The following is a 26081-nucleotide window of genomic DNA, read 5'->3' as shown; positions in this document are numbered from 1 at the left end:
CCCGGCTATTGTATTTCAATATAAAAATTATTTGAGTTTGAGAATCTCGTTGATCTTTATGTATTTCAGGAAAGTGTAAAATGCTCCGGTAATAGAAATATAGAATCCTGCAACGCCATCAAGAAAGCCAAACTTGAAAAAATAAGTTTTCATAAAATCATAAAATGGCGAAAAAATAATCTTTAAAATAGATACAGACTTGCCATTGGAAACTTTTTTCTCAGCCATCAGCTGTGTATAGCTGTTGATTTTTTCAATATGATGGGCAATACTTTTATAAGTATAATGATCTATATTTCCGGGCAGTTTTCCCTTTTTATCTTGTGTTATAAAGCATTCATGTACCAGGTCGTCAGTGTATTTTCCATGTCCTTTTTTAAAAAACCTTTCTCTCCATACGTCTCCCCATCCGCCATATTTGATGGTTTTTTTCAACAGGATATTGTTGAAGTGGATTTCATAAACGTTATAAGGAGGGCTCGGATTGTTCAATATTTCCTTAATGGCATCTACTGCCTTCAGATCCGGAACTTCATCGGAATCCAGGAACAGAATCCATTCTCCCGAAGCTTCAGACAGGGTATAGTTTTTCTGACAGCCGAAGCCGAGAAATTTTTTTTGAATAAATTTTACCTTTGGAAACCCGGTACAGATCTCTTCGGTTTTGTCTGTGGAAAAAGAATCAACGACAATAATCTCATCGGCTATCTCATTGATGCTCCTGATACTTTTCTCAATGATTCTTTCCCCATTTAAAACAATATAACAGACTGATAACTTCATTAATGAAATTCTGTAATAGTTTTTTCAATGATTTTGACGCAGTCTAACAGCTGCTCTTCTGTAATCACCAAAGGAGGTGCCAATCTGATGATATTTCCATGGGTAGGCTTGGCAAGAAGACCATTTTCTTTCAACTTTAAGCATAAGTCCCATGCCGTAGAGCTGTCCGGAGTATCATTAATTAAGATAGCATTTAAAAGACCTTTTCCTCTCACTTTGGTAATTAGATTGCTTTTGTCAATGATTTTTTCAATTTCGGCTCTGAAAAGCTTACCCAGCTCTTCTGCTCTTTCGGATAGTTTTTCGTCTTCAACTACATCCAGGGCAGCCATTGCCACTGCACAGGCAATAGGATTTCCTCCGAATGTAGAGCCGTGTTGTCCCGGCTTGATCACATTCATGATGTTGTCATTGGCCAATACTGCGGATACGGGATACATTCCTCCTGAAAGCGCTTTTCCTAAGATCAGGATATCTGGCTGCACGTTCTCATGATGGCAGGCGATCAGTTGTCCTGTTCTCGCAATACCGGTCTGAACTTCATCTGCAATAAACAGTACGTTATGTTTTCTGCATAGTTCAGATGCATTTTTAAGGAAACCTTCGTCCGGAACATAAACACCGGCTTCACCCTGAATAGGTTCTACCAGGAATGCTGCAATGTTTCCTGCCTCACTGTTCAGCACATCTTCCAGTGCCTGGATATCATTGTAAGGAATTTTTATAAATCCCGGTGTGAAAGGTCCGTAATTCTGATTGGCATCAGGATCATTTGAGAAAGAAACAATAGTGGTGGTTCTTCCGTGGAAATTGTTTTCGCAAACGATAATTTTGGCTGCGTTTTCTGAAATTCCTTTCACTTCATAGCTCCATTTTCTGGCTAATTTTACGGCAGTTTCTACGGCTTCGGCTCCGGAATTCATAGGGAGTACCTTATCAAATCCGAAAAGAGTAGTGATTTTCTGCTCATATTCTCCCAGTTTCGAATTGTAAAATGCCCGTGAAGTAAGGGCCAGTTTCTGAGCCTGTTCTACCAACGCTGACACAATTTTGGGGTGAGAATGCCCCTGGTTCACAGCAGAGTAAGCGGAAAGGAAATCATAATATTTTTTGCCTTCCACATCCCATACAAAAACACCTTCTCCACGGTCCAGAACTACTGGAAGAGGATGATAGTTGTGCGCTCCGTACTGGTCTTCAAGGTCAATAAAATACTGTGAATTTTTTGCTGTTGCTGCTGTTGACATATGTTTTGGTTTTTGACAAATTTAAGCATTATTAATGAGATGCATGAACAAAAACATAATAGGGTACGGGGAAGTATTTAAAGTGTATTTTAGGGACGGATTGAAACGTTTTAGAAAATATTTCTTTTCCTGATAAGGTAGAATAGGTTTTATATCTTTCAGGTTAGCCTTTGTATGAGATAATAAATATAGTTATTACAGCAAAAAAGCAGAACAGTATCCTTCAATGCGGGTTACCATTCTGCCTGTTGTTATTTTTTGAATAGAAATTACGATCTTAAGATGAAGGCCATTCTCCTCTGTATGAAGAATTACCAAGATCAATTTGTTCTGCACTCACAACAAAAGTGATGTACATGCTGTTATCATCTACTGCGTCGAAGTCTACTTCATGCTGGATTACATATCCGTTTTCCCATTTCAAAGTAGTCAGTGTTCCTTCTTCGTGAGACTTATTGAAGGTAACTTCTCCGGTTGTAGGCTTGTATTTTCCGTTAAGAAGGCTTTCCAGAATATCTGATTTTTCTGTAGCTTCCACTGTGATTTTGATGAGTGCATTGGAAGGATCTGATGCTACTCTTCCTGATACATCTGTAGAACGGGATACACTGTAGTTAAGCTTTAATAACTTTTGCCCCTCACCGCCGTTGAATTTTAAAATTCCTCTTGAATTTCTTTCTGCCATGATTAGTAAATTTTAATTGTTAATATTTTGTGATTTGTTGTTTATATCACCAAAAATAGAAGTAATTATGTTATCAGAAAAAAGTTTTTGGAAAAATTTTAAAAAATGTAGTAATTCTTCGACTAACAATTGTTAGGCAAATTATTGGTTGGTAATCAATGGATTATAGAATTTAATATTAAGAAATGATTACTTCCGATAAGCAGGGAGATTCAACGTTTTTATAGAAGCTGAACCGGATTTTGAAATAAAAAAACTGCCCCGGAATGAGGCAGTTTAAAATGTATCTGTAAATAATCTTAATGATTATCATATTTTTTGTCCATTACAAAATCCTCCATGAATTTTGTTGTATAGTTTCCTGACAGATAATCTTCATTATCCATCAATTGTCTGTGGAAAGGAATCGTTGTTTTTACACCTTCAATGTAGAATTCTTCCAGTGCACGTCTCATTTTAGCGATAGCTTCCTCACGGGTTTGAGCGGTAGTGATAAGCTTAGCGATCATAGAGTCATAATTGGAAGGAATGGTATATCCTGAATAAACGTGAGTATCCACTCTTACTCCGTGTCCACCAGGAATATTTAATCCTGTGATTTTTCCCGGAGACGGTCTGAAATCAGCATAAGGATCTTCAGCGTTGATTCTGCACTCGATTGAGTGTAATTTCGGGTAATAGTTGATTCCGGAAATAGGAGTTCCTGCCGCAAGAAGAATCTGTTCTCTGATCAGGTCATAATCAATTACCTGTTCGGTAATAGGGTGCTCTACCTGGATTCTTGTATTCATTTCCATGAAATAGAAATTTCTGTGCTTGTCTACAAGGAATTCAATAGTTCCCACCCCTTCATATCCAATGAATTCAGCAGCTTTTACAGCAGCTTCACCCATTTTCTCACGAAGTTCGTCAGTCATGAAAGGAGAAGGAGTTTCTTCAGTCAGTTTCTGGTTTCTTCTCTGTACAGAACAGTCTCTTTCAGAAAGATGACATGCCTTTCCGTACTGGTCTCCGGCTACCTGGATTTCAATGTGTCTGGGCTCTTCAATCAGTTTTTCCATATACATCCCTCCGTTTCCAAAAGCTGCTACAGCTTCCTGAATGGCAGATTCCCAGTGATCTTTAAGGTCTTCGGCTTTCCATACGGCTCTCATCCCTTTTCCACCACCACCAGCAGTAGCTTTGATCATAACAGGATATCCTGTTTCTTCAGCTACTTTTACAGCATGCTCGTAAGATTCGATCAATCCGTCGGAACCTGGTACACATGGTACTCCTGCAGCCTTCATCGTCGCTTTGGCATTTGCTTTATCACCCATTCTTTCGATCTGTTCAGGAGAAGCACCAATGAACTTGATGTTATTTTTCTGACAGATTCTTGAGAAGTTGGCATTTTCAGATAAAAATCCATAACCAGGATGAATAGCGTCAGCATTGGTAATTTCCGCTGCTGCTATAATATTAGGGATTTTAAGATAGGAATCTTTGCTCATAGCAGGTCCTATACAAACTGCCTCATCAGCAAATCTTACATGGAGACTGTCTTTGTCTGCGGTAGAGTATACGGCAACAGTTTTGATCCCCATTTCTTTGCAGGTACGTAAAATACGCATTGCAATTTCGCCACGGTTGGCTATTAATATTTTTTTGAACATCTTCTTCAATTTGAAAATTAGATAATTTGAAAATTAGATAATGTTATTTTGAATGCAGAATTAAGTCTAACATCTAATGTCTAACATCTAACTTCTAAATTAAGATGGATCTACTAAGAATAAAGGCTGATCGTATTCTACCGGTGTAGCATCGTCTACTAAAATCTTCACGATTTTTCCGCTGATTTCAGAATCGATCTGGTTGAATAATTTCATTGCTTCGATTACGCAAACTACTTTTCCTGCAGAAATTTCGTCACCTACATTCACGAATACGTCTTTATCCGGAGATGGTTTTCTGTAGAAAGTACCGATCATTGGAGATTTGATCGCCACATATTTGCTGTCATCTGATGCTGCTTCCGTTTTTTCAACAGAAACCGCTGCCGGAGATGCTGCCTGAGCAGGGGCTGGAGCTGCCGCAGCCTGAGGAGCTGTGTGGTACACTGCTGGCTGCGCATAAACTGCATCGCTTCCGGCTAATGGAGTTTTAATGGTGATTTCGAAATCTTTAGTTTTGTATTTTACTTCTGAAACTTCAGCTTTAGATACAAACTTAATAAGATTTTGTATGTCTTTAATGTCCATAAAATTGATATTTGATTTTGTTCCAAAGATACCAAAAAAACATAAAAAACAACAAAAAACCGCCTAATTTTATCAAAATTGGGCGGTTTTTGTATTAAAATGAGGCTTTTTCAGCGAAAAGCGACTCTTAGTTTTCTTCTGTAGTTGCTACTTCTTTTTCCAATACTACTTTACCTCTGTAGTAAAGTTTTCCTTCATGCCAGTGAGCTCTGTGATAAAGGTGAAGTTCACCAGTTGTTGCATCTTTCGCTAATTGAGGAACTACTGCTTTATAATGAGTTCTTCTCTTATCTCTTCTTGTGGACGACTGTCTTCTCTTAGGATGTGCCATTTTGAATAACTTTTTTAATTGATGAGCGATGAGATTCATCATCTCATCATATTTAAATTATTTTATTTAATTATTGTCTTTTAATTTTCTCAACGCGTCCCATCGGGGATCGCTGTCGTGTTCTTCCTCCTCGGATTCTTCAATGTCTTTCGGACTGAACCTGCTAAGAATTTCCAGATCTTCATCGCTTACATTCGGTGAAATTTTTTTCATCGGAATAGAAAGCTGAACATTTTCGTAAATCAGCTGAGCTACATTAAATGCATGATCTGAAGCCGGTATTGTAATGACGTCTTCATTGCTGTCGTCATATTCTTCACCAAAATTCACCAAAATTTTGATCTCGTTTTCAATAGGATAGTCGAACTCGTCATTTGTGATATCACAAACAAGAACTACCGTCCCATGTACTTTGATCTCAAATTCTAAAAATGTTGTATGTTTTTCGAGAAAAACATCTGCAGTTATCTTAGGATTTGTAAATTCCTGTTCAGTGTCAAATAATTGAAAGAACGTTTTATCTATCTCAAATTTGAACACGTGCTTCCCGTTTTTAAGTCCGGAAAAGCTTACGTCATAGTTTCTTAACTTGTCCATAAAATGAGTGTGCAAAAATATGCAATTTTTTTATAATAACAAATAAAATCCATAACAAATTAATTTAAAATTTGTTTTAAACGGTTATCCTTCATTTTCGTCCGGCAGATCTTCATCCACTCCGTTGTCAACGGCCATCTTTCTTGGCTGCATCCGGTTGTTCATCAGGTCGTTATATTCACTTCTGTTTCTGAAAATTTTAATAGCTGTGAAGATGGCTTCGGTAAAACTCTGCTCATCGGCAATGTTTTTTCCTGCAATATCATAGGCCACTCCGTGGTCTGGAGAAGTTCTGATAAACGGAAGCCCGGCTGTGTAATTCACACCTTCTTCATAGGCCAGGGTTTTGAACGGTGCAAGTCCCTGATCATGGTACATGGCTAAAACAGCATCGAAGCTTTTATATTTGCTGGGCTGGAAAAAACTGTCCGCAGGATAAGGGCCGAAAGCCAGTATTCCATTGTCAGATAGCTCCTTTATTGCCGGTTCTATAATTTCTATTTCTTCTTTTCCAATTACACCTCCGTCACCTGCATGAGGATTCAGTCCCAATACGGCGATTTTCGGTTTCTGTACACAGAAATCCTCAATCAAAGTCTGATTCAGGGCTCTGATCTGCTTCTTAATTTTTTCCTTGGAAATATTTTCTGCTACGCTCGCAATTGGAATATGGTGGGTAGAAACAGCTACTTTAAGTTCATCCGTAACCAGGAACATAAGTCCTTTCTTACTGAATTTTTCTTCGAAATACCCTGTATGTCCGGCGTGTTTAAAGCCTATTTTTACCATTTCATCCTTATTGATAGGTGCGGTAACCAGAACATCAATGTCCCCCTTCATTAAAGCTTCTGTAGCCAATTCCAGAGAAGCAATGGCCATTTTGGTGGATTCTTCCGTTGGAACTCCCAGTTCTACGTTCACATTGTCCTTGGTGAGATTCACCATATTGAGTTTTCCTGCCTGCGCCTGCGAAGCTTCATTGATGTAGTTGAAGTTCAGGTTCAGCTTGAAAATATTTTTCTGGAAGGTGAATAACTTTCCCGAGCCAAAAATCACCGGAGTGAAAAAATCCGTAATGGTTTTGTCACTCAGGGATTTCATGATGATCTCCGGACCGATGCCGTTAAAATCACCGATTGAAATTCCTACTCGTACTTTATGGTTTTTTGGGCTCATTTTGATTATCTTTGAAGATTATAATTTACAAATTTAGCAAAAAATAATATGTTCACAGGAATTATTGAAGCAGTTGGCGTTATTGAAAAGATTGAAGAAAAAGGAAGCAACATAGATTTTACATTAACATGCCCTTTTACGAACGAGCTGAAAATAGATCAAAGTCTTGCCCATAACGGATGCTGTCTTACAGTTGTTGAGATCAGGGAAAACCAATATGTGGTAACGGCCATCAATGAAACGCTGGAAAAAACCAATCTTGGTAAATGGGAAGTGGGTACTGTGGTAAATCTTGAGCGATGCATGAAGATGGATGGAAGACTGGACGGACATATCGTGCAGGGACATGTTGATAAAACAGGTGAAGTGGCAGGAATTGAAAATAAGGACGGAAGCTATTTTATTACTATTAAATATGAAGATGCCGGCAGTTTCGTAACGGTTCCTCAAGGCTCTATTACAGTGAACGGGATAAGTCTTACTGTGGCAAAAAGCGAGGATACACAGTTTTCTGTAGCTATTATTCCTTACACTTGGGAGTTTACCAATATGCAACATCTTAAAATCGGAGATAAAGTTAATTTAGAATTTGACATTATTGGTAAGTATATTGCTAGGTTAATTAAAAAGTAGGATGCCAATAAGTAAATATAAAGGGTACAGTTTAAGAAACCGGGTGTTTTTCGGTTTTCTGCTCGTATGTTTTTTAAGTGTTGTCGCTACATCGCTGGTTCCCTATTTCGTTCTAAGGAATAATTCCCTGCAGCAAAGTAATATTGATATGCAGGAGAAGACTAATGCTGTGATGACCTATCTTAACTATGCAGTGAGCCGAACTCTTGTGGAGACCAAAGATCTTCCACAGGTATTGGGCAATAGTATTTTTGAGATAGCGGATATCAACAAGCATGATATTGTGATCTACAACCTGAAGGGAAATTACCTGCTCTCTAATAAGGATGAAAGTCTTATCGAACAGAAAACCATTCCGCTCAATATCGTCAATAAGATTCTGGCTACTGATTCCAGGGTAGATATTAAAGGATATGACAGGTCCAAAGATGCAGAGCGTACTTCTTCTTATCTTCTTTTGAAAAACAACGAGCTTGAACCTATAGGTATTGTATATATTCCCTTATATCATAATGAATCTGCCTATCTAGATGTTCTTCACCAGTATGTAAAATATATTCTCCTGGTAGATATTTTTCTCATATTATTCAGTATCTGGATTAGCTGGGTAACGTCTAACAGTTTAGCAAAAAATATCACCAAATTTTCTGATATGATTACCCGCATTACTTTATTTGAAAACGAAATGCGTCCTATCAGATATTACAAGAACGATGAGCTTAATGCATTGGCAAGAGCCTACAATAGAATGATTCTCCAGATCCAGGACCAGAAGGAGAGACTCCGTTTCAAAGCATCTGAAGAAGCCTGGAGGGAAATGGCAAAACAGGTTGCTCATGAGGTTAAAAACCCTCTGACTCCGATGAAGCTGACCATTCAGAACTTTGAAAGAAAATTTGATCCTGAAGATCCAAATATCAGGGAAAGGGTAAAACTGATGAGCAAAACGATGGTAGACCAGATCGATCTGATTGCCACTGTTGCTTCTGCTTTCTCGGAATTTGCCAAGCTTCCTGAAAAAAATAATGAAGTCATCAATCTGAACACAGAAGTAGAAGATATTCTCCGTGTTTTCAACGACGACAGTATTTTTATGCACTCCAATAAGGCGAATATTATGATCAATATGGACAGGATTTACCTTTCCAGGATCATTACCAATCTTGTGACCAATGCAAAACAGGCACAGAGTGACGAGCGTAAGCTGATCATCAATGTAGATGTGGAACAGCATCAGAGAAGAGTAATGATTTCTGTGCAGGATAACGGAATCGGAATTCCTGAAAATATGTATGAAAGAATATTCGAGCCTAATTTTACCTCTAAAAACAGCGGGATGGGGCTTGGGCTTTCCATGGTAAGGAAGATGATCGAAGATTACAAAGGAGAGATCACCGTAAGATCTGAAGTGGGGAAAGGATCTACATTTACTATCACGCTACCTACCAATTTATAGTGAAGCCTTTTAGATTTAAACATTTTGAAATTCAGCAGTCAAAAGATGTTTTCCGTGTGGGAACAGATGGAGTATTACTGGGTATTCTGGCTGATGCAGAAAATGCCTCGGAAGTTTTGGAAATAGGAACCGGTACCGGCCTGATTTCGTTAATGCTTGCCCAGAGAAATCCAGACGCACATTTTTTTGGAATTGACATCAATGAAGAGGCGGTTTTACTTACCAAAGCAAACTTTGAGAATTCCCCTTTTCATTCAAGGCTGAAAAATATTCATCAGGACCTTAAAACTTTTGAAACAAAAACAAAATTTGATCTTATTGTTTCAAACCCGCCTTATTTTGAAGAATCTTCTTCTGATAAAGATAAACTGGCCCGTCAAACTGTTGAACTGAATTTTAAGCAGCTTATCAAAGCGTCTGCAAGCTTAATGTCAGAACAGGGTGTTTTGTCGGTTATTATTCCTGCAGAAGCGGGGAGTGGATTTATTGAAACGGCTTTGAAATACCGGTTGTTTTTAAAAAGGAAAATCAATATTAAAGGAATAGACGGCTCAAAAACGAAAAGATTAGTTCTTGAATTTTCCTTTACCGAAGCAGTGATTAAAGAGTCTGATTTCGTGATAGAAAAAAGTCCGAGACAATACTCGGACCCATATCTTGAACTCACCAAAGAGTTTCATATCTTTAAAAATCAGCATTAAAAGACTCCGGATTTTTTAATCCTTTAATCTTTTAATTTTTTATTCAAATAATTCAGCAGTATCCAGTACAGATACTTTTCCATCCTCACATCTGATTGCTTCACCAGGGAAGTTCTGAATCATGTGGTAGTCATGGGTTGCCATTACTACGGCGGCTCCATTTTCAAGAGCTACCTGCTTCAGAAGGGTCATGATCTCGTTGGAAGTCTCAGGATCCAGATTTCCAGTAGGTTCATCGGCAAGGATAAGATCCGGGTGGTTCAATAAAGCTCTTGCAATAGCGATACGCTGCTGTTCACCTCCGGAAAGCTCATGCGGCATCTTATGCTTTTTGCTTTTCATGTTTACGCTTCCCAGTACTTCATTGATGCGGTCTTCCATTTTCACTTTATCGCTCCAGCCGGTTGCCTCAAGAACAAATTTTAGGTTTTTCTCAACCGTTCTGTCAGAAAGAAGCTGGAAGTCCTGGAATACAATGCCTAGTTTTCTTCTCAGGTTAGGAATATCGGAAGGTTTAAGCTTCGCCAGTTCAAAACCTACTACAGATCCGTGTCCTGATGCTAAAGGAATGTGTCCGTAAAGAGTCTTCAGAAGAGAACTTTTTCCGGAACCTGTTTTTCCGATAAGGTAGCAGAACCTGCCTTTTTTAATGTTAAGGTTAACATCAGAAAGAACAGTGAAGTTTTTTTGCGCAATTTTTGCGTGCTGTAAGCTTATAATATTATCTCCGGAGATATTTGTATGCGGCATAATTCAATTTTATGGTGCTATTTCTAGCCTATTTTTTCAGATCTTAAAAATAGAAAAAAGAAGCTTAAAAACCTTAAACTTTGGGAAATTTTAACAACAAAAAATGCCTGAAAAACTACTTTTCAAGCATAATTTGTATATGATAATTTGAGATATTATCTCTTAGCGCGGGATGCACTAACAGTTAAACTCTTTCTGCCTTTAGCTCTTCTTGCTGCCAAAACTCTTCTTCCATTTGGCGTAGACATTCTTTCTCTGAAACCGTGTTTGTTTCTTTTCTTTCTTTCTGATGGCTGGAATGTTCTTTTACTCATTACTATATATTTAAATCGTAATTAATCTATTAATTTTCAGGTTGCAAAGATATAGAAATTTTTAAAAGTTACAAACTTTACGTATCTTTTTTTAGAAATTATTTGAAATGTTTTTCATTCCTGTTTTATAAGCTATATCTAGAAACGAAATCCGGTGTAAATAAATAATATGTAGCTCATTTATTTAAAAGCTCTATCTTTGAAAACTCAAATTTAAAGAAAAATAAACACACGATGTTTACACCAGCAGAACTTTTAGATATCAATACATTACTTACACCTGAAAACAAGATCGTTATCCTCACTCACTACAATCCGGACGGGGATGCTATAGGTTCCAGCCTGGGGTTGAAACATTATTTGGCTGCAAAAGGTATTCCTGCGGAAGTAATTGTACCCAACGATTTTCCGAAATTCCTGAAATGGATGCCGGAATCTAAAAAGGTGATCATCGGTGAATATAAAAGAAAATATGCATTTGACCTGATCAGCGGAGCAGATGTGATCTTCTGTCTTGATTTTAATTCTCCTTCAAGAATAGGATTGTTGGGTGAATGGCTGACAAAATCGAAGGCTAAAAAAATTCTTATCGACCACCATCAGCAGCCTGAAAATTTCGATTTTGTTTATTCTGATACTGTAATTCCTGCCACTTCACAGATGATTTACCATTTTATAGAAGCGATGGAAGACGAAAAGCTGGTCAATCAGAACATTGCAGAATGTCTTTACACTGGGATTATGACGGATACAGGCGGTTTCCGTTTCCGCTCCACAAGCGCAACTACCCACAGGATTATTGCCCATTTAATCGAGAACGGGGCTGATCCTTCTGTTATCACTTCCAATACATGGGATACCAATACGGTTTCCCGCCTTCATCTTCTTGCCCTTGTATTGGGAAGAATAGAGGTTGTGAATGATGGCAAGGTGGCTGTTCTGTCTCTTACCAGAAACGAATTGAAGGAATTTGGGTTCCAGAAGGGGGATACGGAAGGTTTTGTGAATTACGGGCTAAGTATTGGCGGGGTAAAAATGGCGGCTTTCTTTATGGAAGATCTGTATGAAGATTTTATTAAAATTTCTTTCAGGAGCAAGGACGATGTGGATGTGAACCAGTTTTCCAGAAAATATTTTAACGGTGGCGGCCACATCAACGCAGCGGGAGGGAAATCTAATGAATCTCTGGCAGATACTATTGAGACATTTAAGAAAAAACTTGAACAGGAAGAGTTGTAAAAGGCAAAAGGACAAAATTGTAAACAGGTAATTTATAATTTCTGGTCCACTCAGACTCTAAAACACTTATACACTCAAACCTTTGGTATAGCCTTTACTCTCGAGTTCTTCACACGTATACTCGTAAACTTCCTGGAACATGACATCCAGGTTTTTCTTGCTGAATAAACTGAATTTCGTCATTTTAGGAGGATCCAGAAAGATATCACATGATTTAGCCTTGGAATAAACCGATTTTGCAATAGCCAAGTGGAGAATCCGGTCGAATTCTTTCATAAGGCTCATCTTTTTTAATTCATCATAGCTTATGGAGTTGACGTGAGAAGCGATCAGAAAATCACATTTATCAATAATCGGTTCTATAGGGAGGTTGTCTAAAACGCCTCCGTCCACATATATTTTTTCACCTATCCTTACAGGCGGTAAAATGAACGGAACGCTTGAGGAGGCTAAAAGAGGGCTGAAAAGTTCTCCTTCCGAAAAGAAATCCACAATTCCGTGGGTCATTTCCGTGGCAGTTACGTAAACAGGAATTTTTAAGATTCTGAAATCATTTTCAGGGAAATGATCAGTGAACAGTTTCAAGATGAAATTGGAGCTGAAAATACCGTTTTTGGAAAGCTTAAGATAGGATCTTGAAAAGAAGGTGGTATACTTTACAATATCCATCATCTCATCCGGTGATTTTCCGAAAGAATAAAATGCCCCCACAATAGAGCCGGCGCTGGTCCCTGAAATAATATGCGGTTTCAGATTGTACTCTTCCAATGCCTTCAGTACTGCGATATGAGCAATCCCACGCATGCCCCCACCGGAAAGTGTAAGGCCTATGACCGGCGGTTTCTTTTTTTTGAACGAGAATAAACCCATTGAAATAATTAATCCCTACTAAGATACAAGAATTTTTGATACACACTGACTTAGGCCGGTACTCCGGTCTGTTACAGAACTAATTTTTTGGGTAGATTGTGAAGAAGCTCGGTATTGATAATCTCGGCACAGATACCAGGTTTTTCCCAATGTCCGTTGTGCCCGCAGTCCAAAATGTAAGATTTTATATTGGTTCTGTCCGGAAGATGCTTGATCGTCGTATCGGTTTTTACAGCATTATCATGTTTTCCGGCCAGGACTAAAATTTTAGCTTCCAGATTTTCCATGATATGCTTTTTGTCCGTTCTTTCCACCATGCCCTTTACACAGGCAAGGGCTCCTATATTATTGGTAGAAAGGGCAGTTTCAAGGGCAGTTTCAATTTTTCCTTCCAGGATATCTCTTTCATTGGGATTAAAAAGATTGGGAATTCCGGCCCTGACGTAATGGGCAAACGCATCTTTAATGATCCTGTAGCTCTTGATACGCTGCTGCTTTTTCTCTTCATCATCAGGGAAATAGGTTGAAAAGAATAAAGTCAGGCTTTTAAGAACTTCAGGGCACTTCTCTGCAAAGGCCAGTGAAGTATATCCTCCCATGGAATGTCCCAGAAGATGCACTTTGCTCAGTTTCTCATGATCCAAAACTTTTTTCACTTCATCAGCCATCAATTCCATAGTATGGACCTCGGCCAGGATATCAGATTGTCCGTGACCGGGAAGATCTATTTTCAGGAGTGAGAAATCGTCAGAAAGATGAGGTTCCATATCGCTCCAGATGGAAATGTTTTCCATAAAGCCATGAAGAAGCACTAAAGTCTCTTTTCCGTTTCCTTTTCTTTCGAAGTTCAGCATAATCTTAGTTGTTTCTTCAAATTTAAATAAAAAAGAGCATTGTAAAAATGCTCTTCGATTCTATTGGGTTAATTCGGTATAAATTTTCTTTTCCCATGGTTTTATATCGGTAATGCCATATCTTTCTTTTTTAGAGATCGCGATATTGTCTAGGATGTCCACAAAATTTTTATAATTGGCATCATCGGTAGGCTTTACAATGACGGTGAAATTTTCAGGTACCGGTGCATTTTGATAAGCTTCAGAAATGATCTTGGAAATTTTTACCCCGCTGAAATCTGTTTCTTTCAGGTTTGATGTATTCAGGTCCTTCTCATTGCTTTGGTGATAAAATACCCTGTTATCTTTCCCGAGGATAAAGGTAACCTGGTTTTTATCTCCAATATGAGGAATGTTTATTGGATGTGGATTGGGATTCTTCGCCGGAAGTCCCAGATCCATTACATTGGGTTTTGTAAAATTGGTGGTGAACATAAAGAAAGTGATCAATAGAAATCCTAAGTCTACCATCGGGGTCATATCCACCCGGATTAATTTTTTTCTTTGTTTGCTTCCGCCCTGTTTTTCTTGTGCGATTACTTCAGCCATAATTCATATTTTTAAATGTTAAACGGTTTTGGTGAAAAAGTAAAGTGTTGATACTTATTTGAAGAAAGCTATACAAAGTTTATACCTAAAATTAATAAATATCAATAAAAATTCAAATTTATAAATTATTTGATACTGAAAAGTCTTGTAGTCTTTTATATTCGTAAGGCTTTATGATTTTTTAAGATGATGATTACTATTTGCTTACGGGTGATTTTTAATATTGTACACAAAAAAGCCTTATCAAAAAAATTGATAAGGCTTTTATTATGTTTAGATTAAATATTACTTTGTGGTTTTGTAATAATTAACGCCGCATTCCAGGAACTTTTTAAAATCCTCTTTCGGCATATATCCGGATACCGGTGTATTGATTACTTTTCCATCCGGAGTGATCAAAACGTAGTGCGGCTGGGAATTATTATTAAAATTCACCTGCTGGAATAAACTCCATCGGTCACCGATCGTTTTTACCTTTTTCACCTGTCCGTCTCCAAGATCGATTTTAGTTTTCTGATCTTCAGGAAGCTCTTCCTTATCATCTACATATAGAGAAGCTAATACCACATCATTTTGTAAAATCGGAAGAATATCCGGCTCGCTCCATACGAATTCCTCCATTTTACGGCAGTTTTCACAACCATAACCTGTGAAGTCGATCAAAATGGGTTTGTTTTCCTTTTTGGCAAGTTCAATAGCTTTAAAGAAATCGTGTTCAGGATGCATCCCCAGAATTCCGTCTTTTTCATCATGAAAATAACTTACATTCAATGGAGGCAGGATTCCGCTTAATAACTGTAGTTTCGGACGTTCAGCAGGAATTAATCCCTGGATCAGGTAAATCACAAAACCTATTCCTAAAGCTCCCAGTATTTTTCTGGTAACAGAAATTTTCGGCTTTTTGTCATCATGAGGAAATCTTATCAACCCGAATAAATAAAGTGCCAGTCCTAAGGCAATGATGATCCAGATGGCAATAAACAGTTCTCTTTTTAACAGGAATGTTTTCGAAACCAAATCGGCTTTGGATAAGAATTTTAAAGCTAAAGCTAATTCTACAAAACCAAGCACCACTTTCACGGTATTCATCCATCCTCCCGATTTTGGAAGGCTCTGTAAAGCCTGTGGGAATAAAGCCAGCAAACCAAAAACGATAGCCCATGCCAGCCCGAATCCTGCCAGTGCAAAGGTAAGCAGCATAGGAACGTTGGTAGATCCTGTTACTGCACTTCCCAGTAAACTTCCCAGGATAGGTCCCGTACATGAGAAAGATACAATGACAAGAGTTAATGCCATGAAGAAAATACCGATAATTCCTCCTGCTTCTTCCGCTTTGGAAGATTTATTGGCAATAGAACTTGGTAATGTGATATCATAATATCCGAAGAAACTTCCCGCGAAAAAGATGAATATGATAAAGAAGGCAATATTCAGCCACACACTCGTGGATATTTCATTGAAGATGTTTCCGGCAATTCCGTCAATCAGATGGAAAGGAAGGCTTAAAAGTACAAAGATCAGAAGAATGAAAAATCCATAGATCAATGCATCTCTCTTACCTTTTGCCTTATTTTTATTTCCTTTGGTAAAGAATGAAACCGTAAGCGGAATCATCGGGAATACACATGGGGTCAGTAGCGCAATTAAGCCACCTACGAATCCTAAAAATAAATACGTCCAGTAATTTTCTCCTACTTTTTCCACAGCAGTTCCGCAATCGGTCAAAGGCTTCTGGAAGTCAATAGTGGCTATTTTTAGCTGTTTCGGATCCAGTTTTGAAGTTTCTGCTACTGGTACTTCTCCCTTTACAGGGTCTGCAACAACAGTTTCTACAGCTTTTACCGAATCTTTCGGAGCTTCTGTTTTTTCTTCTGCTACTTCTTCGGTAACTCCTTTCGGGGTTACTTTCTGATTGAATTCTAAAGTATTGGGAGCCAGACAAACCCTGTCGTCACAGGTCTGATAAGTAATCTCAGAAGTAACGTCCGCAGGTTTTGTGGGATCCTTTAATTTAAATTTCTGCTTGAAACCGGCTGAATTGGAATAAAAAACAATCGTTCCCCCGAAAGCTTCTGAAAATTCCTCATGCTTTTTGCCGACTTCAGTAAATTTTCCGATCAGCTCGATGTTTTTCCCCGAAACTTTATATTCCGTAGGAATGCCCGTATCTTCAGGAAGATCTTTGGAATAAATATGCCAGCCGCTTTCCATAGTAGCATCTAAAACAGCTTCATATTGGTTGTTCCCCAAATCGTTGACGGTGAACTTAAACTTTACAGGATTTTTGATCTGTGCATTAATTCCTGCCGCCAAGAACAGCAGAACCGCTAAAAACCAGTTTCTAAATTTCATTTTTTCTTTTCATTAAAAATTTTGAGAACACTTTTCGTTTTCTCATCCTTTGCATATCGTCTGTCCTGTCTGAGAGGAATAATTCCGAGTACAGAATTCTTGCTGTCACACAGGATCCAAATTTTTGGCCTCGCTAAAATAGATAATTTTTCGTCCCTAAAAAACTTAGAAACTTTCTTTCTGCCCGAAAAACCGGACGGATAGAACTCGTCACCATCCTGATGTTTCCTTAACCGCAGTGGGAACTGAAGTTTGGCGGCATCAAAATCCCATTCAAAATTGTTATTGATTCCTTCAATATTCTCAATTGTATTTTCAAGGCTGAGACTCATCAGGTTTTCCGGGGAATCAAAACTTTCAATCAAGAGGATTTCATCTTTTGTTTCCTGCTCCTTGTTTTTATCTACGAGAATTAACTCATTTCGGTTGATGATGAGGTGATAATCTTTTGAAAAAAAAGAGCTTCCGTTTTCTGCGGTGAAAATTTTCGGAATTTCTTCCTCCTGGTCAAATCCGTATTTCTTTAAAATTTCAAATTGTACGAAAGCGCTTTCCAGGCTCAGCTTTTCCTTTGATAAAATTTTGTGCTCCGGGTTAAATAAAGTAAGCCTATTTTCAATTTCTTCAATTTGCTTTTCTACAAAATCCCTGGTTTGGTTTAAATAAGAAGAACTTTTTTTGAAATTTTCCAGAAAATGTTCATTCGTTTCTAAAAGCCTGGGAACGATTTCATTTCTGATCTTGTTTCTTAGATAATCACTTTTTTTATTCGAAAGATCTTCCCGGAAATCAATTTTATTTTTTTCAGCGTACTCATAGATTTCCTCTTTTGAAAAAGGTAAAAGCGGGCGGATCATATTATTTCTGCCTGCCGGAATTCCACTCAGTCCACTGATGCCGGAAGCTTTTGACAGATTGATGATGAATGTTTCCAGCTGATCGTTCAGATGATGAGCGGTAACGAGAAAGTCAAGGTTTTCCTGCTCCCGGATTTCCCTGAAGAAGCGGTAACGGATTTCCCTGGCCCAAAGCTGGATGGAATTTTCCGGCTTTTTATCTTTCTCCGAAACTTCATACAAATGAAACTGAACATGATTTTTCTCACAAAAATCCTGAACTGTTTTCTGGTCCAGATCCGAATCTTCACCCCGGAGCCTATAATTGATATGGGCAACCTGGTAAGTAAGCCCTGAACCCTGAAAAAGAGAGGCCAGAACCATAGAATCGGCACCTCCGCTTACCGCCAAAAGATAGCTGTGATTTTCCGGATTTTTTACAAGCTTCTCAAGCTGATTTTTAAAACTGATTTTTTCCAAGACTTATGTTGAAGATTTCTTTTATGCAAAGATAATCCATAAAATTCAATTCAATTTTGTTAACTTTGATTCGTCTAAAAATGATTACATATGAAGATTATTAAAATTTTAGGAATTTCTGCAATGGCGTTGGGACTAACTTCTTGTGTCAGTAAAAAGCAGTATGACGCACTAAGTTCAAACTATAAGCAGTGTATTGAAAATATTGGGGAAAGACAAAGAGAGATCCAGGATTTAAAATCTCAGAACTCTGCATTGACGGGGGAGAATAATCTTTTAAAAAGCCAGCATGACGCTTTAAAATCGTCTTTGGATGCATGTCTTTCCAATACAGGGAAAAGTTCAGCCAATATTGATAAGCTGGTTGGGGAAATCAATGCTTCCAACTCTTACATCAAGCAGCTGATCTCTAATAATGCTAAAAATGACAGCTTGAATCTGGCTTTGTCTAACAAGCTTAAAAGATCTCTTGATAATGTAGCGGACGATGATGTACAGGTAAAAGTGCTGAAAGGAGTGGTAATGATCTCGCTTTCTGATAAAATGCTTTACAAAACAGGAGACTACAATGTACTGCCTGCTGCTCAGGAAGTATTAGGAAAAGTAGCTAAAGTAATTAATGATTATGATAAATATTCTGTGCTTATCGAAGGTAACACGGATAATGCACCTCTCAACTCTCCGAATCTGCCAAGAGACAACTGGGATCTTTCTGCATTGAGAGGAACTTCCATTGCTAAAGTCCTTCAGACACAGTTCGGTGTAGACCCGGCAAGAATGACAGCGGGAGGACGTTCCGAATATAACCCTAAAGCAACGAATATGAGTGTTTCGGGAAGAGCGGAGAACAGAAGAACAGAAATCATCATTATGCCGAAGCTGGATGAATTCATGAAATTAATGGATATTGCTCCTAAGAAGTAATTGAACATATACATACAAAAATAAATCCCGAATGATTTCGGGATTTATTTTTTTCATCAAATTAGCTCTTCTTTTTTCAATAATGAAATGATCCGATGAAAAAATGAATTGGATATTTCTGTTTTAGTTTTTTTAGACGAAGAATCCGCCTTGCCTTTCGGCCCTGCGGTCTTCTGATTCTCAGTGTTAATTAGTAGTTTTTCCCCTACATTCATTACTTTTTTCTTAGTGTTCTTACCCTTTGTTCTCTGCAAATGTATCACTAACTTCCGTACGAAGGTATCCGTATTTTTACGGTATTTTAAATGGGGTTTTTACGGAGAAAACTATGAAAAATAGGGTTGGTAATTATTTTTTTCTTTATATTTAAGTACTTTTGGACCATATAAAAGAATTGCAGTATGAGCTTTTTTGAAGAAAAAAATCCTGAAATGGACAGGTATCTGGAAACCCATGCATCCTCAGAGCCTGAAATTCTGAAAAAACTGAGAAGAGAAACCTATCAGAAAACCACACAGCCGCACATGATATCAGGATATCAGCAGGGAAGGCTTTTAACGATTATTTCCCAAATGCTGCAGCCTAAAAATGTGCTGGAGATAGGGACTTTTACAGGATATGCAACACTTTGCCTGACAGCAGGACTGGCCAAAGATGGAAAGATTACTACGCTGGACGTGAATGAAGATCTTGCTTATCTGCCGAAAAAATATTTTGAGGAAAGTGAATATGCAGAACAGATTGAATTCAGGCTTCAGGATGCAAAACAATTTTTACGGGAAACGGATGGGGTTTTTGACCTTGTTTTTATCGATGCCGATAAAGAAAACTATGCGGAATATTTCAGACTGATCAAGCCCAGAACAAAGTCGGGTTCTGTAGTGCTGTTTGATAACGTTCTGTGGTACGGAAAAGTACTGGAGGAAAATCCGAAGCAGAAATCTACACAGGTCATCAGGGAGCTGAATGATTTGATCGCAAAAGACGATGATTTTGAAAATCTTATTTTACCTTTGCGTGACGGAGTAAACCTCCTGCGAAGAAAATAATTAAATAAATAATTAAAGAGATTAAGGAATTTAGAGATCATGTAATTTTTAAATCTCTGAATTTCCTAATTTCTAAATTAATAAAATGAATAAAGGAATTTGTAATGTTACTGTAGCACCGGTTCGTGCAGATAATTCTGACAGAGCGGAAATTGTTACGGAAATACTGTTTGGGGAAAGCGCAGATATTCTGGAAGTAAATAAAAACTGGACCAGAATAAAGATGCATTATGACGGCTATGAAGGATGGATGGATACCAAACAATTGAAGCCCGTAACAGACGAGGAGCTGGCCAAAAGAAAAGTAACCATAGTGACTGAAGATTTTTCTTCGGTACTGATGAATGATGGAAAAACCCTCTTATCAATGGGATCTGAGGTGGAATTTCCTGCAGTCGCTTCAAGAAGGAGCCATGATCTTCGTGAGAGTATTGCTTTAGCGGCAAAAGAATTCCTTAATGTGCCTTATTTATGGGGTGGCAAAAGCTTTTTTGCAGTAGACTGTTCTGGCTTTACCCAGCTTATCTATAAAATTCATGATATTAAATTGCCCAGAGATACTTATCAGCAGGCAGAAGTGGGAACACCTTTGACTTTTGTAGAGGAAAGCCAGCCCGGTGATCTAGCCTTTTTTGAAAATCCTGAAGGAAAAATTATTCATGTGGGAATCATGCTGGACAATCAAAAAATCATCCATGCTTCAGGAAAAGTGAGAATAGATACCCTTGATTCTACCGGAATTTTTAATAAAGAAATGAATAAACACACCCATAAACTGAGAGTGATTAAAAACGTACTCTAGCTTTAAAACTATCGGAATGGAGAATATTATTTTTACGTTTTTTGATATTTTTAATTTCGGATTAGTGGTTTTTTTCTGGTGGTTTACCCTGAAACATTATAAGGCTCTTCCCAAAAGGATTCCTGTACATTTTGATTTTGACGGGAAAGCTGATAATTTTGGACATAAAGCCTATTCTTTTTTTACACCGCTTCTGGGGATGTTTTTCTATTTCCTGTTTACTTATACATTAAGGCATCCAGAAACAGCCAATTTTCCTGTAGAAATCACAGATCACAATAAAGATGCCCAGTTCCTGATTATGGAAACATTTTTGAGGTGGTTGTTCGCACTGATTATGCTTATTTTCATGAATGGGCAGGATTATACGTTCAGATATGCCTTTGATGAAAATGTGAAACCGAAAGTTCCATTACCCACGGCTATTTTATTAGTAATAGGAAGTTTAATCATTGCTTTAATTTTTGTAGGAATATTCAAATGATACAATCTAAACAGAATTCGGAACATTATACCTGGGGAAACGGCTGTGACAGCTGGGTACTGAACGGTTCCAGCAATTTATCCGTAAAACAGGAAAAAATGCCTGCAGGAACTGCTGAAAAACTTCATTTCCATGAAAGGGCAGAGCAGGTCTTTTATATTTTAAAAGGTGAAGCCATGCTATATATTAATAACGAGAAATTTCAGGTAAAGACCGGGGAAAGTATTTCCATTCAGCCCGGTTCAAAACATTTTATTTCCAATGAGTCTGAAGATGAAATAGAGTTTCTTGTTATTTCCAGCCCATCTACCTATAATGACCGTATTGAAATCGAAAAATAATTAAGATGTCTTTTCTATACAACATATTTGTCAGCCTTCTCATTTTCGGAATGAAAATTTTCTCTTTGTTTAACGATAAAGCTAAAAAAGGAGTTGAGGGAAGAAAGCAGGCATTAAGCAAAGTAAAAGCTGCATTTTCGCCCTCAGATAAAGTAATCTGGATGCATGCAGCCAGCCTTGGCGAATATGAACAGGGGCTTCCTGTTTTGGAAAAGCTCAAAGAAAATTTTCCCGGTCATAAAATTCTGATCACTTTTTTTTCGCCTTCAGGCTATGAAAATGTTGTCAAAAGAAAACATATTGCAGATGTAGTCTGCTATCTTCCTTTTGATAAAAAAAGTACGGTAAAAGAGTTCATTTCCCAATTTGATACACAATTATTTTTTACGGTCAAGTATGACTACTGGTATCACCTTCTGGCAGAGCTTAAAGAGCATGGAGCTAAAATTTATGTGATTTCTGCCTTGTTTTATGAAAGTCAAGCCTTCTTTACATCTTATGGAAAATGGTTTGTAAAGCAGCTCAAAAAAGATGTAGACTGGTTTTTCCACCAGACTACCTTTTCTTTTGCATTAGCCAAAAGTATTGGACTGGTTAATTCTTCGGTAACAGGAGATACAAGGTTCGACAGGGTAAAACAGCTCCGGGCGAGAGATAATCACGTTGAATTCATTGCGGATTTTATAGGAAAACATCAGTCTGTTGTATTCGGGAGCTCATGGCATGCAGAAGAAAAAATTGCCGCCACAGTTTCCAGAATGAATGCTGATCTGAAGCTGATCATCGCTCCTCATGACCTGAAAAGAGTGGACCATTTAAAGAATCTTTTCCCTGAAGCATTATTGTACAGTGAGATACGAAATTCGGCGCTTCCGGTTCCCAAATATCAGATTTTAATCATCGACAGCATCGGTTTGTTGTCAAAGCTATACTCTTATGCAGATGTAGCAGTGGTAGGCGGAGGTTTTCATGATGCCGGTCTGCATAATATTCTGGAAGCAGCTACATTCGGAACTCCTGTGATTTTTGGAGATCATTACAAAAAGAATCCTGAGGCAGACGATCTTATTGCAGCCGGTGGTGGAAAATCTTTTTCAGAAGAATATGCGGCAGCGGATTTTGTATTGTTCCTTCTTAATAATGAAGAAGAGTTACAGGAAATGTCCGGAAATGCAAGAAAGTTTATAAAAGAAAAGCCTGATGCCACCCATCTTATCCTGCAGAAGATTTTATCTTAAAAAACCCTGGCTTTTAATGTCCTTTATAATTTGTTCAATATTTTCCGGAATGTTGTCAGATTCAAGCCAGTTGATGTCCAGTCCATTATTAATGCAGAGTTTCTGCAGGTAATGATTTTCAGAAATTTTATTCCGGGTTTCTCTCAGAAGCTCATCAATTTCCATCCAGTAATCTTCATCCAGCTTTCTCGTTAATACCAGTGCTTTGAATATTTTATTAATGATATAAATGTATAATTTATAAACATTATCAAACCTTTGCCTGCTTAGATCATTGTTGGAATCCAGAATTCTGTTCACCAGCAAAAGATTCAGCGAAACTTCCCCAAACTTATCCGTTGTTATTTTGACATGTTCGGTAATATCTGCACTGACAGTCCGAACGGTGCTCATGAAGTATTTGGCATTCCCTATGTACTTTGAGGCCAGGAGAATTTTTTCTGCAACATTTTCTTCCATTGCATTCCTCTTGTCATCGGTTGTTTCCTGATCGATCAGCTCGAAATACAGTTTTTTAGACAAAAGCTTATCCTTTTTCAGGAGCCTGAAAATAAGACGGTCTTTTTCTATGCTGGAAAAAGCACTTAATGCAGCTTTAAATTCTTTTGAGTATTCCACTAATTGAAAATCTTAGAATATTTCAGAAATCCGTTAAGGGCCCAGTTGGCAGTATAATAAAAGGATTTAATGGTAGAAAAGCCCATAAAGTCTTTATATACCAGATACTGATCCTTGATGATGTTTTTTTTCTTCCGCGAAACACTGTTTTCCCTCATTCTGTACTTTGCCAGGGTCTTGTTAATAGGCATTCCTTCAGGAATCACTTTTAAAAGATTCAGCCACATTACGTGGTCTTCACGCTTACTTTTTATAGGAAACAGAAATTTTCCCACTCTTTTGGTATCGTACATGGTAGAAACCGGGGCAAGTCTACAGGTTTTCAGAAGGTTGGAAAAAGTAACAACCTTGTCAGCCAGGAAATCCTTTAACACAGGCTGCAGCTGTTCATTACACCTCGAATAATTACAGTAGACCAGTTCGGCATTATTTTCTTCCATATAATCTGTCATGGTTTCCAGATATTCGGGATACCAGAAATCATCGGAATCCAGAAAAGCAATATACCTTCCTGTAGCCCTTTCCAGGCTGTTGTTCCTTGCATTTCCTGCACCGCCATTTTTCTCAAGGACCTGTAATTTTATCCTTGGATCATTGTATTTTCGGATAATTTCGACCGTATTGTCCCCGGAAAGATCATCGGTAATCAGCCATTCCCAGTTTTCATAGGTTTGGTTTAAAACAGACTGTATCGTCTCTTCGATGAATTCTGCGGAATTATAACAGGGAGTGATGATGGAAACCAGGTCTTTCATTTATGCTTTTCTGCGGTAAAATTATAAAAATTTTTTCTCATACAGGTGCCACGATGCAATTCCTATCCCGATCACTACCAACATGCATACAAAACCCATAAAAAAAGGATTATAGTTGGCAAACAGTCCAAGGGTCGCAAACACCCTGATAGTAGGGAAATGGAATATGTAAATACCGTAGGTGAAGTCTCCGTATTTCCCGAAGTTGTTCAGGAATTTCAGGGAATAAGCGATATACAGTACAATTATACTGATCATAATAGGGGAGAACAGCTTGATATGAAGGATAAGATCTATCCAAACCGTAACAATCGCAATAATGAACAATACATTTTTATGTTGAATGAATTTCTCAAAATGAAAATAGATTAACATTCCTCCAATGAAATAGCAAAGTGATCCGGGCAATTGTCTGGATATGGCTGCTCTGCCCGTCATTTCAAAATAATTGAGGAATATCAGGGAAAGGAAGTACAGTACAATTAAACTCACATTCCTGTATTTATTGTTTTTTCCGAATAATAAGAAGATCAGCGGGACTGCAAAGTAAAAGCACATTTCAATCTTAAGGGTCCAAAGAGCACCGTTTACAGCTTCGTTACCAAATACTCCCGGAAGGGAAGGGGCCATGAAATTCATGAAAATAGAATTCCAGAAAAAATATTTATAGACCTGTATATTGCTGAAGTAATCAGAAAAAGACAGGGTGCTTACGAGGCTCAGAAGAGTGGTGCAGAGAAATACAACCAGTAAATAGGCCGGAACAATCCTGTTGAATCTTTTTTTGGCGTAGCTTTTCAGGCTGGAAGACCTCTCGTAGCTCCTGGCAATAAGGAATCCACTGACAATAAAAAACGAAAAAACGGCAACTTCTACGGGACTGTGTGTTAAGAATTCAAGCTGTTTAGAGTCGCTTAAAGCTCCCAAATGTCCTACAAAGACAATGAAAGCAAGGAGAACACGGATGAAGTCAAAATTATTTTTCGTTATACTCTGCATTTCTGTTTCTTTCTGCAAAAATAGTTTTTTTAGTAGATAGAGGAGAAACTGAAATTCAATATTTGTTAAATAATGGCTGTTTTAAAGGTTAACCTTCCAAAATTTTCAGAAATATACTTTATTGAAATTATTTTTCATAAAAAATGGTGATATAAATCAAAAAAATTATAATTTTAGCCCTTGAAAATTTTATCTATGAAGAAATTAGCATTACTATTTGCAGGTTTATCATTATTTGTAGCTACAGGGTGTAATGATGATGATAAGGAAATGGAGTATCCTCTTGTAGGGGTTTGGCAGCCACTGAAAGAGGTGGTTACTACCGTAGAAACCGGTGAGGACCCTGTTTCAGATCTTATTACCTATACCGATTGCCAGAAAGAAGGCAGATGGAGATTCAATTCTGAAGCAACAGGAAAAGTAACCACGAATGGAGAGATCGGTACCACCCCGCAGTGTACTATTTTATCTGATCAGAATTTTACTTATACGTATGATAGAAGTGCGAAAACAATAGTGATCAAATTCCAGGGAATTGTAGAACCGTCCAACGGAAAAATAATTACCCTCGATGATACAACCCTGAACTTATCCCTAAGAGAAGAGACGCAGGATCCGACTGTATATAAAACAAGGACGTATACCATGAGAAGAATTCCTCAGTAAATATACTTCCATACCTAAATACAGATCTCATCTCCGGATGGGATTTTTTATTGTAAGGGATTCCCGAATT

29 protein-coding genes are annotated in these 26081 nt (G+C 37.9%); 11 read left to right on the top strand and 18 right to left on the bottom strand.

The genetic code is table 11. From position 1 onward, the window contains the following. Positions 1-27: 27 nt before the first annotated feature. From ACM40_RS10920 to pdxA, 8 genes are all read right to left on the bottom strand, one after another. A complete protein-coding gene (locus ACM40_RS10920; protein WP_048502795.1) occupies positions 28-783 on the bottom strand; it encodes a glycosyltransferase family 2 protein in 756 nt (251 codons plus the stop codon). Continuing rightward, positions 783-2030, bottom strand: coding sequence for an ornithine--oxo-acid transaminase (rocD, locus tag ACM40_RS10915; RefSeq protein ID WP_048502794.1), 1248 nt, complete (start codon positions 2028-2030; stop codon positions 783-785). Before rocD ends, ACM40_RS10920 begins: the two co-directional genes overlap by 1 nt. A gap of 277 nt (positions 2031-2307) precedes the next feature. After that, positions 2308-2715, bottom strand: a complete 408-nt coding sequence (gene tssD / locus ACM40_RS10910; RefSeq protein WP_048502793.1) for a type VI secretion system tube protein TssD — start codon at positions 2713-2715, stop codon at positions 2308-2310. A 299-nt stretch (positions 2716-3014) separates the two neighbouring features. Then, the gene (gene accC / locus ACM40_RS10905) at positions 3015-4370 is read right to left on the bottom strand and encodes an acetyl-CoA carboxylase biotin carboxylase subunit (protein WP_048502792.1); all 1356 of its coding nucleotides are present in this window, start codon (positions 4368-4370) and stop codon (positions 3015-3017) included. A 99-nt stretch (positions 4371-4469) separates the two neighbouring features. Beyond that, on the bottom strand, positions 4470-4958 hold the full coding sequence (accB, locus tag ACM40_RS10900) for an acetyl-CoA carboxylase biotin carboxyl carrier protein (protein ID WP_048502791.1): 489 nt from the start codon (positions 4956-4958) through the stop codon (positions 4470-4472). Positions 4959-5085: 127 nt separating this feature from the next. After that, the gene (rpmF, locus tag ACM40_RS10895; protein WP_007843326.1) at positions 5086-5289 is read right to left on the bottom strand and encodes a 50S ribosomal protein L32; all 204 of its coding nucleotides are present in this window, start codon (positions 5287-5289) and stop codon (positions 5086-5088) included. A 66-nt stretch (positions 5290-5355) separates the two neighbouring features. Further along, entirely contained in the window at positions 5356-5886 is a 531-nt protein-coding gene (locus ACM40_RS10890; protein ID WP_048502790.1) for a YceD family protein, read from the bottom strand. Between the two features lie 84 nt (positions 5887-5970). Further along, the gene (gene pdxA / locus ACM40_RS10885) at positions 5971-7062 is read right to left on the bottom strand and encodes a 4-hydroxythreonine-4-phosphate dehydrogenase PdxA (protein ID WP_048502789.1); all 1092 of its coding nucleotides are present in this window, start codon (positions 7060-7062) and stop codon (positions 5971-5973) included. Positions 7063-7110: 48 nt separating this feature from the next. On the opposite strand from pdxA, the gene ACM40_RS10880 reads away from it, so the two are divergent. Genes ACM40_RS10880 through ACM40_RS10870 form a run of 3 tightly spaced genes read left to right on the top strand, consistent with a single transcriptional unit; the run spans position 7111 to position 9852 of the window. Beyond that, positions 7111-7695, top strand: coding sequence for a riboflavin synthase (locus ACM40_RS10880; protein WP_048502788.1), 585 nt, complete (start codon positions 7111-7113; stop codon positions 7693-7695). Position 7696: 1 nt separating this feature from the next. Further along, the gene (locus ACM40_RS10875; RefSeq protein WP_048502787.1) at positions 7697-9151 is read left to right on the top strand and encodes a sensor histidine kinase; all 1455 of its coding nucleotides are present in this window, start codon (positions 7697-7699) and stop codon (positions 9149-9151) included. Next, a complete protein-coding gene (locus ACM40_RS10870; protein WP_048502786.1) occupies positions 9151-9852 on the top strand; it encodes a tRNA1(Val) (adenine(37)-N6)-methyltransferase in 702 nt (233 codons plus the stop codon). Before ACM40_RS10875 ends, ACM40_RS10870 begins: the two co-directional genes overlap by 1 nt. Before the next feature lie 39 nt (positions 9853-9891). On the opposite strand, the gene ACM40_RS10865 is transcribed toward ACM40_RS10870, so the two are convergent. Both ACM40_RS10865 and rpmH read right to left on the bottom strand, forming a co-directional pair. Beyond that, complete coding sequence (locus ACM40_RS10865) at positions 9892-10602, bottom strand: cell division ATP-binding protein FtsE (RefSeq protein WP_048502785.1); 711 nt, start codon at positions 10600-10602, stop codon at positions 9892-9894. Positions 10603-10757: 155 nt separating this feature from the next. After that, complete coding sequence (gene rpmH / locus ACM40_RS10860) at positions 10758-10916, bottom strand: 50S ribosomal protein L34 (protein WP_040997588.1); 159 nt, start codon at positions 10914-10916, stop codon at positions 10758-10760. Positions 10917-11150: 234 nt separating this feature from the next. On the opposite strand from rpmH, the gene ACM40_RS10855 reads away from it, so the two are divergent. Continuing rightward, a complete protein-coding gene (locus tag ACM40_RS10855) occupies positions 11151-12155 on the top strand; it encodes a DHH family phosphoesterase (RefSeq protein ID WP_048502784.1) in 1005 nt (334 codons plus the stop codon). Positions 12156-12221: 66 nt separating this feature from the next. Here the strand turns inward: ACM40_RS10855 and ACM40_RS10850 are convergent, their stop codons facing one another. From ACM40_RS10850 to tilS, 5 genes are all read right to left on the bottom strand, one after another. Then, the gene (locus ACM40_RS10850) at positions 12222-13025 is read right to left on the bottom strand and encodes a patatin-like phospholipase family protein (RefSeq protein ID WP_048502783.1); all 804 of its coding nucleotides are present in this window, start codon (positions 13023-13025) and stop codon (positions 12222-12224) included. A 71-nt stretch (positions 13026-13096) separates the two neighbouring features. Next, complete coding sequence (locus tag ACM40_RS10845; protein WP_048502782.1) at positions 13097-13879, bottom strand: alpha/beta fold hydrolase; 783 nt, start codon at positions 13877-13879, stop codon at positions 13097-13099. Positions 13880-13939: 60 nt separating this feature from the next. Beyond that, positions 13940-14467: a biopolymer transporter ExbD gene (locus ACM40_RS10840; RefSeq protein ID WP_048502781.1), complete on the bottom strand. Its 528-nt coding sequence runs from the start codon at positions 14465-14467 to the stop codon at positions 13940-13942. 285 nt (positions 14468-14752) lie between these two features. After that, positions 14753-16819 (bottom strand): protein-disulfide reductase DsbD family protein, encoded by a 2067-nt coding sequence (locus tag ACM40_RS10835; RefSeq protein WP_048502780.1) that lies wholly within the window; start codon positions 16817-16819, stop codon positions 14753-14755. Then, positions 16816-18135 carry a tRNA lysidine(34) synthetase TilS gene (tilS, locus tag ACM40_RS10830; RefSeq protein WP_048502779.1) on the bottom strand — a complete coding sequence of 440 codons (1320 nt, stop codon included), beginning with the start codon at positions 18133-18135 and terminating at the stop codon, positions 16816-16818. The genes ACM40_RS10835 and tilS overlap by 4 nt, the downstream gene beginning before the upstream one ends. Before the next feature lie 90 nt (positions 18136-18225). Between tilS and ACM40_RS10825 the strand changes: the two genes are divergently transcribed. From ACM40_RS10825 to ACM40_RS10795, 6 genes are all read left to right on the top strand, one after another. Further along, positions 18226-19059 (top strand): OmpA family protein, encoded by an 834-nt coding sequence (locus ACM40_RS10825; RefSeq protein WP_048502778.1) that lies wholly within the window; start codon positions 18226-18228, stop codon positions 19057-19059. A 401-nt stretch (positions 19060-19460) separates the two neighbouring features. Next, positions 19461-20108 carry an O-methyltransferase gene (locus ACM40_RS10815; protein ID WP_048502776.1) on the top strand — a complete coding sequence of 216 codons (648 nt, stop codon included), beginning with the start codon at positions 19461-19463 and terminating at the stop codon, positions 20106-20108. A gap of 85 nt (positions 20109-20193) precedes the next feature. Then, a complete protein-coding gene (locus ACM40_RS10810) occupies positions 20194-20910 on the top strand; it encodes a C40 family peptidase (protein WP_048502775.1) in 717 nt (238 codons plus the stop codon). A gap of 16 nt (positions 20911-20926) precedes the next feature. Then, a complete protein-coding gene (locus ACM40_RS10805; protein WP_048502774.1) occupies positions 20927-21394 on the top strand; it encodes a DUF1648 domain-containing protein in 468 nt (155 codons plus the stop codon). Further along, on the top strand, positions 21391-21735 hold the full coding sequence (locus tag ACM40_RS10800; RefSeq protein ID WP_048502773.1) for a cupin domain-containing protein: 345 nt from the start codon (positions 21391-21393) through the stop codon (positions 21733-21735). The genes ACM40_RS10805 and ACM40_RS10800 overlap by 4 nt, the downstream gene beginning before the upstream one ends. A 5-nt stretch (positions 21736-21740) precedes the next feature. Beyond that, positions 21741-22973, top strand: coding sequence for a 3-deoxy-D-manno-octulosonic acid transferase (locus tag ACM40_RS10795; RefSeq protein ID WP_048502772.1), 1233 nt, complete (start codon positions 21741-21743; stop codon positions 22971-22973). On the opposite strand, the gene ACM40_RS10790 is transcribed toward ACM40_RS10795, so the two are convergent. The 3 genes from ACM40_RS10790 to ACM40_RS10780 are packed head-to-tail and all read right to left on the bottom strand — an operon-like array spanning position 22965 to position 25363. Then, positions 22965-23591: a hypothetical protein gene (locus tag ACM40_RS10790; protein WP_048502771.1), complete on the bottom strand. Its 627-nt coding sequence runs from the start codon at positions 23589-23591 to the stop codon at positions 22965-22967. The genes ACM40_RS10795 and ACM40_RS10790 overlap by 9 nt on opposite strands. Further along, complete coding sequence (locus ACM40_RS10785) at positions 23591-24346, bottom strand: glycosyltransferase family 2 protein (protein ID WP_048502770.1); 756 nt, start codon at positions 24344-24346, stop codon at positions 23591-23593. The genes ACM40_RS10790 and ACM40_RS10785 overlap by 1 nt, the downstream gene beginning before the upstream one ends. Positions 24347-24367: 21 nt before the next feature. Continuing rightward, positions 24368-25363, bottom strand: coding sequence for an acyltransferase family protein (locus tag ACM40_RS10780; protein WP_131705357.1), 996 nt, complete (start codon positions 25361-25363; stop codon positions 24368-24370). A 177-nt stretch (positions 25364-25540) separates the two neighbouring features. Between ACM40_RS10780 and ACM40_RS10775 the strand changes: the two genes are divergently transcribed. Further along, positions 25541-26011 carry a lipocalin family protein gene (locus tag ACM40_RS10775; RefSeq protein ID WP_040997555.1) on the top strand — a complete coding sequence of 157 codons (471 nt, stop codon included), beginning with the start codon at positions 25541-25543 and terminating at the stop codon, positions 26009-26011. Positions 26012-26081 lie beyond the last annotated feature (70 nt).

It is taken from the genome of Chryseobacterium sp. BLS98, from assembly GCF_001045445.1.
Taxonomy (GTDB): Bacteria; Bacteroidota; Bacteroidia; order Flavobacteriales; family Weeksellaceae; genus Chryseobacterium.
This window is presented reverse-complemented; position numbering and strand designations above follow the sequence as displayed.